Source organism: Citreimonas salinaria (assembly GCF_900107235.1).
In the GTDB taxonomy this organism is placed as follows: Bacteria; Pseudomonadota; Alphaproteobacteria; order Rhodobacterales; family Rhodobacteraceae; genus Citreimonas; species Citreimonas salinaria.
This window is the reverse complement of the sequence record NZ_FNPF01000004.1, coordinates 150,485-162,904: the sequence shown is the minus strand read 5'-3', so window position 1 is coordinate 162,904 and position 12,420 is coordinate 150,485. Positions and strand designations below refer to the sequence as shown.

The window sequence follows — 12,420 nt, the reverse complement described above, 5'->3', positions numbered from 1 at the left end:
TCGCGCTGGTGTGAGCGTTGAACCTTTCCCCAGCGTCAGGCGTTCGCTACCCGTGACACACGACAACGACGACGACAATCCGACAGGAGGACGAAGAAGATGTCACGCATCACGCAGATCAAGAAGACGGCCGCGGGTCCGGGCGCCATGTTCGGCCTCGCCCTGAGCGCGCTTTTCGCCGTGCCCGCCCTGGCGCAGGAGGATGACGGCGTCGCCACGTTCGGCTCGTCCGGCAGCGCGGCGATGTTCGGCGTCACCACCACGCTGAACGAGACCGAGACCGAAGGCGCACCCGAAGACATCGCCACGTTGATCTCGGACCTAGAGGAAGACACCATGCCCGAGATCGCCTGGCAATCGGTCTCGTCGGTGACCGAGGTCGAGACCGTCACGCTGGACAGCATGTCGGGCGACGCAGAAGGCCTCGACAGCGCGCTGTCCGATGCTTCCGGCAAGATCGGGCGCATCCGCGCCGGGATCGAATCCGACTCCACTTTACGCGCCGCGCTGGAAGAGGCCGGCTATGCCCCCGGCGATGTGATCGCCGCCTATGGATCCTCGGCGACGGAAATCTCTCTTGTTGTGGACACGCGCAGCTGATCGGGCTTGCTTTCCGCCGCTCTACCGTTAAGTGAGAGGTCTTGGGCTTTCTCTCCCAAGGCACGACCAGAAGGCGTCGGCCGGTCACCCGGTTGGCGCCTTCTTTCGTTGACGCCGTCCCGTCTCAGTCTCCACGCAGCCGATCCACCGCCCAGCGCGCCGCGTCCGCGACGGCCGGATCGGGATCGTCGCACAGCGCCTGCGCTGCCGGGACCAGCCGCGCCGCGCCCGAGTTGCCGATCGCGTAGCAGACGTTGCGCACGAAGCGGTCGCGCCCGATCCGCTTGATCGGAGAGCCCGAGAACAGCGCCCGGAACGCCGCATCGTCCAGCGCAGCCAGATCCGCAAGGTCGGGCGCCAGCAGATCGTCGCGCGCGTGGTACTTCGCTTCGGCCGAGGCTTGCGCGAACTTGTTCCAGGGACAAACCGCCAGGCAGTCGTCGCAGCCATAGATCCGGTTGCCCAGCGCCGGGCGCAGCGCCTCGTCCACCGGACCCTTGTGCTCGATCGTCAGGTAGGAAATGCAGCGCCGCGCATCCAGCCGGTAGGGCGCCGGAAACGCGTCCGTCGGGCACACGTCAAGACAGCGCCGGCACGACCCGCAATGATCCACCTCGGCCGCATCCTTCGGCAGGTCCAGCGTCGTGAACAGACACCCAAGGAAGAACCACGACCCCAGCTCGCGGCTGACCACGTTCGTGTGCTTGCCCTGCCAGCCCAGCCCCGCCGCCTGCGCCAGCGCCTTCTCGGGCACGGGGGCGGTGTCGACGAAGACCTTGATCTCGCCGCCCGCCTCGTCGATCAGCCAGCGCCCCAGCCGCTTCAGCCGCTTCTTGGCGACATCGTGGTAATCGCGGTTCTGGGCATAGACGCTGATCGCGGCGCTTTCGGGCGTCTCGAGCACCGCCAGCGGATCGTGGTCAGGGCCGTAATTCTCGGCCAGCATGATGACCGAACGCGCCTCGGGCCACAGCGCCGCCGGGTCGCCGCGCCAGTGCACCCGGTCCGCCATCCACCCCATCTGCCCGTGATACCCCGCGTCGAGATACGCCTGCAGCCGCTCCATGACCTGCGGCACCGCGTCCGGCGCGCAGACGCGGGCGGAGGAGAACCCCTCCTCCAGCGCGCGCGCAAACACGCGCTGCTTCAGATCGGCCGCGTCGGCGATGGGCACCTCCAGTCGTTCGGTGCGTTGCGGGATGGCGGGCGGGGCGTCGCCGCAGGCGCGCGCCGTACCGTCATCCTCAGAAATCCAGGTCGGCGTAATGCCGCGGCGGCGGGAAGCCCGGCACCTGGTCGGCCAGGATGGACCGGAAGGCCGGGCGCGACTTGATCTTCGCGTACCAGTCCTTGACCGCCGCGCTGCGGTTCCAGTCCACGTCCGAGATGTAGTCCAGCGCCGACAGGTGGGCCGCGGCGGCAAAGTCGGCCAAGGTCATCACGTCTCCCGCCAGCCAGCGGCGGTGATCCAGCAGCCACGCCATGTAGTCGAGGTGGTACTTGATCGCCTTCGCGCCTGATTTGACGTTGGTCGAATCCGGAAAGCCCTGCTTCATCACCTTCTTGTTCACGCGCTCGTAGAGCAGCTTGGACGTGACCTCGTTGTGGAACTTGTCGTCGAACCAGCCCACAAGGCGGCGCACCTCGTAGCGGGCGTCGGCGGCGCGCGGCATCAGCGGCGGCTCGGGATACTTCTCCTCGATCCACTCGCAGATGGCCGTGGACTCGGCCATGACCTTGCCGTCGATCTTCAGCACCGGCACCTTCGCGGCCGGGTTGCGGCGCAGGAAATCGGCGTCCTTCTCCCAGTATCGCTCCTCGACCAGCTCGCACTGGATCTTCTTCTCGGCAAGGCTCAGCCGAACCTTGCGACAGAAGGGAGACAGAGGCACGTGATAGAGCTTGGCCATGAAGGGTCCGGCAATTGGGGAAAACCGCGCCTGTCTTAGTCCCTAACGAGCGGCCAGTTCAAGCTGACGGAGCCGGGATCGGCGTCACTCCGCCTCGAAGCAGGCGGCGCGGCCGTCGCGGGCGATGACCACGGCGCCGTCGGCGATCTGCGCCGCGCGGCGGCGCGTGGCGGCGGTCGGATCGACGGCGCTGCGGCTCTTGGGGGCGGGCAGGATCGCGGCCAGCCGCGCGGCCTCGGCGTCGCTGAGATCGGCGGCGGCGACGCCGAAATAGTGGAGTGCCGCGGCCTCGACGCCGAAGACGCCTTCGTCGAACTCGGCGACGTTCAGATAGACCTCGAGGATGCGGCGCTTGGGCCAGAATGCCTCGACCAGCGGAGTCAGCCCGGCTTCGAGCGCCTTGCGGGGCCATGACCGCCCCTGCCAGAGGAAGACGTTCTTCACAACCTGCTGGCTGATCGTCGAGCCGCCCCGCGCGGCGCCGTCGGCGATCGCGTCGCGGATGGCGTTCATGTCGAAGCCCCAGTGGGCGCAGAAATTCGCATCCTCGGCGGCGACGGCGCTGCGCAGCATGACCGGGGCGATGCGATCGACCGGGACCCAGTCGCGCTCGACCCCGCCGAGGCGGCGCGATTCGACCCACATCGTGTGGGTCGTGGGAGGGGCGACGAACCGGAAGACGAGGACCAGCAGCAGGGCGAGCGCGGCCACGGCCAGCACGGCGCGCAGCGCCTGCCGGCGCAGCCAGCGCAGCGGGGCGCGCCGGCGCGCCCTTGCCGCCTTGTCTCGCTTCGACGTGCCGGTCTGTTTCTTGGCCATGTCCGCCCCCGTGGATGCCCGCGCAGATAGGGTCAAGGCGGCGCAGGGTGCAACTCATTCCCGAGCGGAGGCGCGCGCGCAAACCGGGTGTCCCACGGTGGGACACGAGTCCGCCCAAGACTTTTCAATGGGTTACAGAGACCGATTCAGGAAGCTTTAACGAAAGGCCCGCCGTGGCGGGGTCTTTTACCGGCCGGTATAGGTGATCCTCCGCCGCCCGCGACTTCGGACCGGCACAATTCCCGCGCACGCCAAGGCGGAAATTCGGCCCCGCGCAATGAAAAAGGCCCGGGGGTGCGTCCCCCGGGGCTGTCGCGTCGCTGGTGGCGGATCATTCGGCCGGAACGGCCAGCTGGTCCTCGATGCCCAGCGGATACTTGATCTTGTCCAGCATCTCGGTCGGGCAGACCTGCAGGAACTTCGGCAGTTCGAGATCCCAGTGCTGCAGGATGTCGCGCGCCTTGCGGCTGCCGGTCTCGGCGGCGTGGCGTTCGATCAGGCCGCGCAGCTGCGCCTCCCATTCCGGGGTGGTGACCGGGCAGGTGACGAGGCCTTCGCGGTTCAGCAGGACCTCGGCCAGGGTGTCGGGGTCGTAGAGGTACGCCATGCCGCCGGTCATGCCGGCGCCGAAGTTCGCGCCGATGCTCCCGAGGATCACGGCGACCCCGCCGGTCATGTACTCGCAACCGTTCGAGCCGCAGCCTTCGACCACGACCTGCGCGCCCGAGTTGCGCACGGCGAAGCGTTCGCCCGCGCGGCCGGCAGCGAACAGGTGGCCCGCCGTGGCGCCGTAAAGCACCGTGTTGCCGATGATCGTGTTCTCGGACGCGGTCAGCGGGCTGACCTGCGGCGGGCGGACCACGATGAGGCCACCGGACAGGCCCTTGCCGACATAGTCGTTGGCGTCGCCGGACACTTCCAGCTTCAGCCCCGGGGCCGCGAAGGCGCCCAGCGACTGCCCGGCGCTGCCCGTCAGCTTGACGTGCAGGTGGTCGGGCTGCAGCGCGTTGCGCATGCCGAACTTGCGCACGATGTGCGACGACACGCGCGTGCCCACGGTGCGGTGCGTGTTCATCACCGCGTAGGACAGCTGCATCTTCTCGCCGTCCTCCAGGAACCGCGCGGCGTCGCGCACGATCTCGGCGTCCAGCGTGTCGGGCACCTCGTTGCGCGGCTTGTTGCGGTCGTAGACGATGTCCTCGGACCCGTCGACGCGGATCAGCAGCGGGTTGAGGTCGAGGTCGTCCAGATGCTCGGACCCGCGGCTGACCTGGCTGAGCAGGTCGGCCCGGCCGATCACCTCGTCGAGGCTGCGCGCGCCGATGGATGCCAGCACCTCGCGCACCTCCTGCGCGTAGAAGGTGATGAGGTTCACCACCTTGTCCGCGTTGCCGGTGAACTTCTCGCGAAGCGCCGGGTCCTGCGTGCAGACGCCCACCGGGCAGGTGTTGCTCTGGCACTGGCGGACCATGATGCAGCCCATCGCAATCAGCGCGGCGGTGCCGATGCCGTATTCCTCGGCGCCCATCATGGCGGCCATGACAATGTCACGGCCGGTCCGAAGCCCGCCATCCGTGCGCAGCGTGACGCGGCCGCGCAGGTTGTTCATCGACAGCACCTGGTGCGCCTCGGTCAGGCCCATTTCCCACGGCAGGCCGGCATACTTGATGCTGGTCGCAGGGGACGCGCCCGTGCCGCCGTTATGGCCCGAGATCAGGATCACGTCGGCCTTGGCCTTCGCCACGCCGGCCGCGATCGTGCCCACGCCGGACGATGCCACCAGCTTGACCGTCACCTTGCAGCGCGGGTTGATCTGCTTGAGGTCGTAGATCAGCTGCGCGAGGTCCTCGATCGAGTAGATGTCGTGGTGCGGCGGCGGCGAGATCAGCGTCACGCCCTTGGTCGAGTGCCGCAGCCGCGCGATCAGGTCGGTGACCTTCATGCCCGGAAGCTGACCGCCCTCGCCGGGCTTGGCGCCCTGCGCGACCTTGATCTCGAGCTCCTCGCAGTGGTTGAGGTACTCGGCCGTGACGCCGAAGCGCCCCGAGGCCACCTGCTTGATCTTCGCCGACGGGTTGTCGCCGTTGGGTTCCGGCACGAAGTGCGCCGGATCCTCGCCGCCCTCGCCGCTGTCGGATTTCGCGCCGATGCGGTTCATCGCGACGTTCAGCGTCTTGTGCGCCTCGGGCGACAGCGCCCCCAGCGACATGCCGGGCGTCACGAACCGCTTGCGGATCGCGGTGATGCTTTCGACCTCTTCCAGCGGGATCGCGGTGCCCAGCGGCTTGATCGCCAGCAGGTCGCGCAGGTGGATCGGCGGGTTGGACTGCATCGCCTTGGAATAGGTCTTCCACATCTCGTAGGAGGCCTTGTTGCAGGCCGCCTGCATCATGTGCATGTTCTGCGCGCCCCAGGCATGCGTCTCGCCGGTCTTGCGCGCCTTGTAGAAGCCGCCGATGGGCAGCACGTCGCGCCCGCCGCCGAAGCTTAGGGTGTGGACCTCCTCGGCCTTGCGCTGAAGGCCGTTGAGGCCGATGCCGCTGATGCGGCTGATCAGGCCGGGGAAGTACTCGGCGCACATGGCGCGGGACAGGCCCACCGCCTCGAAGTTCAGGCCGCCGCGATAGGACGAGATGACGCTGATGCCCATCTTCGACATGATCTTGAGCAGGCCCTGGTCGATGGCGTTGCGGTAGCGCGCCACCGCCTCGGTCAGGGTGCCGTCCAGCAGCCCGCGGCTGATGCGGTCGGCGAGGCTGTCCTCGGCGAGGTAGGCGTTCACGACCGTGGCACCGGCGCCGATCAGCACGGCGAAGTAGTGCGGGTCGATGCACTCGGCCGAGCGCACGTTGAGCGAGCAGAAGGTCCGCAGCCCCTTGCGCGTCAGGTGGCTGTGCACCGCGCTGGTGGCCAGGATCATCGGCATCGCGATGGCGCCTTCGCCCGAATGCTCGTCCGTCAGCACGATGTGCCCGGCGCCCGAGCGCACGGCGTCCTCGGCCTCGGACCGGATGCGGGTCAGGGCCGTGCGCAGCGCGTCGCGCTTGCCGCCGGCGGCGAAGGTGCAGTCGATCTCGACCTCGGGGGCGTTGAAGTGCCTGCGCAGCTCGGCGAACTGGGCGTTGCCCACGAAGGGGCTGTCCAGCACCAGGATCTCGGTCTGGCTGCTGTCCTCGTCCAGCACGTTCTTGAGGTTGCCGAACCGCGTCTTGAGCGACATCACGCGGAATTCGCGCAAGCTGTCGATCGGCGGGTTGGTCACCTGGCTGAAGTTCTGGCGGAAGTAGTGCGACAGCGGGCGATACTTCTTCGACAGCACCGCGGACGGCGTGTCGTCGCCCATGCTGGCGATCGCTTCCTTGCCGTCCTCGGCCATCGGCGCGAGGATGCTTTCCAGTTCCTCGATCGTGTAGCCGGCGGCGATCTGGCGGCGGCGCAGCTCGGCGCCCTCGTAAAGCGGCTTCTCGGTCACGGCGGCCAGCGGCTCGTCGAGCTCGTTGATCTTGCCGACCCATTCGCCGAAGGGCTGCGCGGCGGCGAGGCGGTCCTTGATCTCGACGTCGTGGTAGAGCTTGCCCTCTTCCATGTCGACGGCGATCATCTGGCCCGGGCCAAGCGCGCCCTTCTCCTTCACCGTGGCCTCGTCGGTCGGGACCATGCCCACCTCGGAGCCCGCGATCAGCAGGTTGTCGCCCGTCAGCACGTAGCGCATCGGGCGCAGACCGTTGCGGTCCAGCCCGCCGCAGACCCAGCGGCCGTCGGTCATGGCAAGCGCGGCGGGGCCGTCCCACGGCTCCATCACCGAGTTGCAGTAGGAATACATGTCGCGCCAGGCGTCGGGCAGTTCCAGCGCCTGCCTGGACCAGGATTCCGGGATCAGCATGGTCTTGGCCATCGGCGCGGAACGCCCGGCGCGGACCAGCACCTCGAACACCGCGTCCAGCGCGGCCGAGTCGGACGCCCCGTGCGCGATGATCGGCTTGATGTCCTCGGCCATGTCGCCGAAGGTGCCGGACGCCATGCGGATCTCGTGGGACTTCATCCAGTTGGTGTTGCCCTTCAGCGTGTTGATCTCGCCGTTATGGGCAAGCATGCGGAAGGGCTGGGCCAGCCACCATTGCGGGAAGGTGTTGGTCGAATAGCGCTGGTGGTAGATCGCGAACGCGGATTCAAAACGCTCGTCCAGCAGGTCGGGATAGAACTCCGACACCTGCTCGGCCAGCATCATGCCCTTGTAGATGATCGACCGGCAGGACAGCGAGGCGATGTACAGCCCGTTGATCCCGGCGGCGGCGGCGGCCTTCTCGATCCGGCGGCGGATGACGTAGAGCTCGCGCTCGAAATCCTCCTCGGGGATGCGCTTGGCGTTAGAGATCAGGATCTGCTCGATCTCGGGGCGCGTCGCGTTGGCCTTCTCGCCCAGGCAGTCGACGTTCACCGGCACGTGGCGCCAGCCATAGATGTAATGGCCCATGCGCAGCACCTCGGTCTCGACGATGGTGCGGCAGGCCTCCTGCGCGTTGAAATCGGTGCGCGGCAGGAAGACCTGCCCCACGGCGATCAGCTCGTCCTTGCGCGGCGTGTGCCCGGTGCGGTCGATCTGGTCGTAGAAGAAGCTGACGGGGATCTGCACGTGGATGCCCGCGCCGTCGCCGGTCTTGCCGTCGGCATCGACCGCGCCGCGGTGCCAGACCGCCTTGAGCGCGTCGATGCCCGCCGCGACCACCTTGCGCGACCGCGTGCCGTCGACGCTGACCACGAGGCCCACGCCGCACGAGGAATGCTCCTCGGATTCCGAGTAAAGCCCGTTCTCGGCCAGCCAGCGGCGCTTGGCCTCCTCGGCGGCGACCCATGCACTGTCGTACCTGGTGTTTTCGTACTTGGTCATGTCAGGTCCCCTTCATCCACGGATGGGTACTTTGCTTCGTATTCGGCCTGCGTTTCCTGCCGGTGGCCGCCTTCGAGCGGCAGGCAGGCAAGGCGCTGGTCGATGTAGATCTCGCTGGTCAGCGGAAACTCGCGGGCGGCCTCGAACAGGCCGACCTGCACGTCGTAATCGTCGTCGTTGCGGTCCTTGAACCACAGCAGGCTCCCGCAGGTGCCGCAGAAGGCGCGCTCGGCGAAGGACGAGCTGCGGTAGACCTTCACCGGCCCCTCGACCTGCACATCCTCGCCCTTGAAGACGAACAGCGCCGAGCCGGCCCAGCGGCGGCACATGGTGCAGTGGCAGGCGCCGACCGTCGGTTCGTGCCGGCCCACCGTCAGCGTCACCGCGCCGCACAGGCAGCGGCCTTCGATCGCCCTGCTCATCACAGCGTCACTCGGCCGCGACGGCGGGTTTCGCGCCGTCCACGACCGAGGCCCGGCCGGTCTTCAGGTCGTCGAGGATCGCCGCCGCCGTATCGCGGCCGTCGCGGATCGCCCAGACCACCAGCGAGGCGCCGCGCACGATGTCACCCACGGCGTAGACGCCGGGCATCGCGGTGCGGCCGGTGGTGAACTCGGCCTTGACGGTACCCCAGCGGGTGACTTCCAGCTCGGGCTGGTTCCACAGGGTCGGCAGCTCCTCGGGCTCGAAGCCCAGCGCCTTGATCACCAGATCGGCGGGTTCCTCGTAATCGCTGCCCTCGATGATCTCGGGCGCCTGGCGGCCGGTCGCGTCGGGCTGGCCCAGGCGGATCTGCTGCACGATGACGCCGCTGACCGGGTCGCCCTTGAAGCCCTTGGGCGCGGTCAGCCACTGGAACTCCACGCCTTCCTCCTCGGCGTTGGTGACCTCGCGCTGCGAACCAGGCATGTTGGTGCGGTCGCGGCGATACAGGCACTTCACCGAGGTCGCGCCCTGCCGGATCGCCGTGCGCACGCAGTCCATGGCGGTGTCGCCACCGCCGATGACGACGACGCGCTTGCCCTTGGCGTTCAGCTCACCGCTGGTGAATTCGGGCACGTCGTCGCCGAAGTTCACGGCGCGGTTCGACGCGGTCAGGTAGTCGATGGCGCGCACGATGCCGGTGGCGCCGGCGCCCGGGCCGGGCAGGTCGCGCGACTTGTAGACGCCGGTGGCGATGATCACCGCGTCATGCTGCTCGCGGATCTCCTTGAAGGTGATGTCGCGGCCGACTTCGCAATCCAGCACGAATTTCACGCCGCCCGCGGCAAGCTGGTCGTTGCGGCGCGTGACCACGTGCTTCTCCAGCTTGAAGCCGGGAATGCCGTAGATCATCAGCCCCCCCGCGCGGTCGTAACGGTCGTAGACGGTGACCTGCACGCCGGCGCGGCGCAGGAAATCCGCCGCCGCCAGCCCGCCGGGGCCCGCGCCGATGATGCCCACCGATTCAGGGCGCTCGGAGGCCGGCCTGATCGGCTCGACCCAGCCCTCGTCCCAGGCGGTGTCGGTGATGTACTTCTCGACCGCGCCGATGGTCACGGTGCCGTGGCCCGACTGCTCGATCACGCAATTGCCTTCGCACAGGCGGTCCTGCGGGCAGATGCGGCCGCAGATCTCGGGGAAGGTGTTGGTGGCCTGGCTGATCTCGTAGGCTTCCTGCAGGCGGCCCGAGGCCGTCAGCTTAAGCCAGTCGGGGATGTTGTTGTGCAGCGGGCAATGGCTCTGGCAATAGGGCACGCCGCACTGGCTGCACCGCGCGGCCTGCTCGGCGGCCTTCTCGCGCGCGAATTCGGCATAGATCTCGTCGAAGTCCGCACGGCGGGCGCCGGCCTCGCGCTTTTCGGGCATCTCCCGCCCGACCTCCACGAATTTCAGCATCGGCTGCTTGGCCATCGGCTCGTCTCCGTTCCTCGAATGAGTTCGCGCTGTCTACTCCGAGGGCGCGCGAAAGAAAAGTCAGTCGTGCTGACCTATATAGAGGATATTTCGCCGCATCCAGCCGGCAGGGGCGGAAATTCGCACAATATCAGGTCCGAAACGGACCCAACAAAGGCCTTCAGGAACGCTTTCAATCATTTATACAGGCGCTGACTTCGGGCCGGGACCGCACCGCATGACCTTCTTTCACCTCACGATCATAGCACTGATCCAGGGAATCACCGAGTTCCTTCCGATCTCGTCCTCGGGGCACCTGATCCTGCTGCCGAATCTCAGCGGCATGGCGGACCAGGGACAGGTGATCGACGTGGCGGTGCATATCGGCACGCTGGGCGCCGTGGTCGTTTATTTCTGGCCAGACGTGCGCGACGCGCTGCTGGGAACCGGGCGCCTTCTGCGCGGCCGGGTCGACACGCCGGGCGCGTTGCTCGCGCTGTGCCTGGTCATCGCCACGGTGCCGGTGGTCGTCGTGGGCTTCATCCTCAATGCGACCGGTTACGACGACCTGCTGCGCTCGACCGCGGTGATCGGCTGGACGATGATCATCTTCGGCATCGTGCTCTACTGGGCCGACCACACGGGCGCCGAACACAAGCGCGCCGAGGGCTGGAGCCTGCGCGACGCGTGGATCATGGGCCTGTGGCAGGCGGTCGCGCTGATCCCGGGCACGTCGCGGTCGGGCATCACGATCACCGCCGCGCGCCGCCTGGGCTATGCCCGCCACGACGCGGCGCGGCTGTCGATGCTGATGTCGATCCCGACGATCATCGCCTCTGGCACGCTGCTGGGGATCGAGGTCGCGGCCGACGCGAACGTGCAGGCGGCGCGGGACGGCGCGATCGGGGCGGCGCTGTCCTTCGTCGCGGCGCTGCTTGCGCTGACGTTCATGATGCGGCTGCTGCGTTCGGTCAGCTTCACGCCGTACGTGATCTACCGGCTGATCCTAGGGGCGGCGCTGCTGTGGATCGCGTATACCTGAACCGACGCTGCCGCGCCTCACGACTGCCGTTCCGGGAGAACGTGGGACAAAAAACTTGACACACGGCCTCCAGCAAGCACCCTTGAACCTCCAAAAACGGAGGAAGACGGGTGGGTTTCCTAAAGGCGAACAAGCGTCTGTCCCATAAGATCGAGCGCACCCTCGGTTTCTTTCCTGCCTCCGAGATCGTCGACGAACTCGTCCCGGAGGGGCGCGTGGCCGATGTCGGCGGCGGCAAGCAGCCTCTTTTCGAGAAGACCCCGGCGATCCGTCACTATTGCGGAATCGATCTCGACGCCGAAGAACTCGCCCGTGCGCCCGCCGGCACCTACGACGAAACCATCGTGGCGGACATCACCCGCTATCGAGGCAACGGCGATTTCGACATGCTCATCTGCCGCTCGACGCTTGAGCATGTCAAGGACACCGAAAAAGCAATCAAGGGGCTGATGTCCCTTCTTGCACCCGGAGGCATCGGCTACCTCGTGGTCCCGTCGCGCAATTCGGTATTCTCTTACATCAACCGCCTGATGCCGGAGAGCGCAAAGCGGCGGCTGCTTTTCGCGCTCTATCCCGCCAAGCAGACGGATGGATTTCCCGCCTTCTACGACAGGACCACTCCGCATGAGGTTAGCGCCATGATCGAGGCGCAGGGCGGCACGGTCGACCAGGTCAACAAGATATACTTCTCCGGCTACTTCACCTTCTTCACCCCGCTGCATGTTCTATGGCGGGGGGCAGCGATGGTGCAGAAGGCGACGAACCCGAACTATTGCGAGCGGTTCGAGATGATTTTCCGGAAAGACTCGGCCCCTCAGACGCGGTGATAGGGGCTTCCGGCCAGGATCGACGCGGCGCGGTACAGCTGTTCGGCCAGCATCACGCGCGCCAGCATGTGTGGCCAGACCATCGCGCCGAACGATAGCGCCATGTCGGCCTCGGCGCGCAGCGCGGGGTCGATCCCGTCCGCGCCGCCGATGACGAAGGCCATGTCGCCCCGGCCCTGGTCGCGCCGCGCAGCGATCTCGTCGGCGAAGGTGGGGCTGTCCATGACGCGCCCGCGTTCGTCCAGGATGCACAGGTAGGAACCGTCGGGCACCGCCCGGCGCAGCAGCGCCGCCTCGGCGGCCATGCCGCCGCCGCGCTTGTCCTCGACCTCGACCACGCGCGCGGGACCAAGGCCCAGCGCGCGCCCGGTCTTGTCGAACCGCGACAGGTAGTCGTCGATCAGCGCGCGTTCAGGGCCCGCCCGCAGGCGGCCCACGACGCAAAGGTGAACGCGCATT

At 67.5% G+C, this 12,420-nt stretch carries 10 protein-coding genes; 3 read left to right on the top strand and 7 right to left on the bottom strand.

Translation table 11 applies throughout. From position 1 onward, the window contains the following. Positions 1 to 99 precede the first annotated feature (99 nt). Complete coding sequence (locus tag BLW27_RS06835) at positions 100 to 600, top strand: hypothetical protein (RefSeq protein ID WP_089881313.1); 501 nt, start codon at positions 100 to 102, stop codon at positions 598 to 600. A gap of 124 nt (positions 601 to 724) precedes the next feature. Here BLW27_RS06835 and queG read toward each other — a convergent pair whose 3' ends face one another. From queG to BLW27_RS06805, 6 genes are all read right to left on the bottom strand, one after another. Next, positions 725 to 1,774 (bottom strand): tRNA epoxyqueuosine(34) reductase QueG, encoded by a 1,050-nt coding sequence (queG, locus tag BLW27_RS06830; RefSeq protein WP_425429278.1) that lies wholly within the window; start codon positions 1,772 to 1,774, stop codon positions 725 to 727. Positions 1,775 to 1,844: 70 nt separating this feature from the next. Continuing rightward, positions 1,845 to 2,510: an FtsZ-binding protein FzlA gene (gene fzlA, locus BLW27_RS06825; protein ID WP_089881310.1), complete on the bottom strand. Its 666-nt coding sequence runs from the start codon at positions 2,508 to 2,510 to the stop codon at positions 1,845 to 1,847. Positions 2,511 to 2,594: 84 nt separating this feature from the next. Continuing rightward, positions 2,595 to 3,329 (bottom strand): monofunctional biosynthetic peptidoglycan transglycosylase, encoded by a 735-nt coding sequence (mtgA, locus tag BLW27_RS06820; protein WP_089881307.1) that lies wholly within the window; start codon positions 3,327 to 3,329, stop codon positions 2,595 to 2,597. 331 nt (positions 3,330 to 3,660) lie between these two features. Beyond that, on the bottom strand, positions 3,661 to 8,217 hold the full coding sequence (gltB, locus tag BLW27_RS06815; protein ID WP_089881303.1) for a glutamate synthase large subunit: 4,557 nt from the start codon (positions 8,215 to 8,217) through the stop codon (positions 3,661 to 3,663). Then, positions 8,214 to 8,639: a GFA family protein gene (locus BLW27_RS06810; protein WP_177177845.1), complete on the bottom strand. Its 426-nt coding sequence runs from the start codon at positions 8,637 to 8,639 to the stop codon at positions 8,214 to 8,216. Before BLW27_RS06810 ends, gltB begins: the two co-directional genes overlap by 4 nt. Before the next feature lie 7 nt (positions 8,640 to 8,646). Next, a complete protein-coding gene (locus BLW27_RS06805) occupies positions 8,647 to 10,110 on the bottom strand; it encodes an NAD(P)-dependent oxidoreductase (RefSeq protein WP_089881296.1) in 1,464 nt (487 codons plus the stop codon). Between the two features lie 220 nt (positions 10,111 to 10,330). Here BLW27_RS06805 and BLW27_RS06800 point away from each other — a divergent pair, with 220 nt between their 5' ends. Together BLW27_RS06800 and BLW27_RS06795 are read left to right on the top strand one after the other, a co-directional pair. Further along, a complete protein-coding gene (locus tag BLW27_RS06800) occupies positions 10,331 to 11,134 on the top strand; it encodes an undecaprenyl-diphosphate phosphatase (RefSeq protein ID WP_089881294.1) in 804 nt (267 codons plus the stop codon). Between the two features lie 110 nt (positions 11,135 to 11,244). Beyond that, positions 11,245 to 11,961 carry a class I SAM-dependent methyltransferase gene (locus tag BLW27_RS06795; RefSeq protein WP_089881291.1) on the top strand — a complete coding sequence of 239 codons (717 nt, stop codon included), beginning with the start codon at positions 11,245 to 11,247 and terminating at the stop codon, positions 11,959 to 11,961. On the opposite strand, the gene rlmH is transcribed toward BLW27_RS06795, so the two are convergent. Further along, on the bottom strand, positions 11,949 to 12,419 hold the full coding sequence (gene rlmH, locus BLW27_RS06790) for a 23S rRNA (pseudouridine(1915)-N(3))-methyltransferase RlmH (protein ID WP_089881288.1): 471 nt from the start codon (positions 12,417 to 12,419) through the stop codon (positions 11,949 to 11,951). The genes BLW27_RS06795 and rlmH overlap by 13 nt on opposite strands. Between the last annotated feature and the right edge of the window lies 1 nt (position 12,420).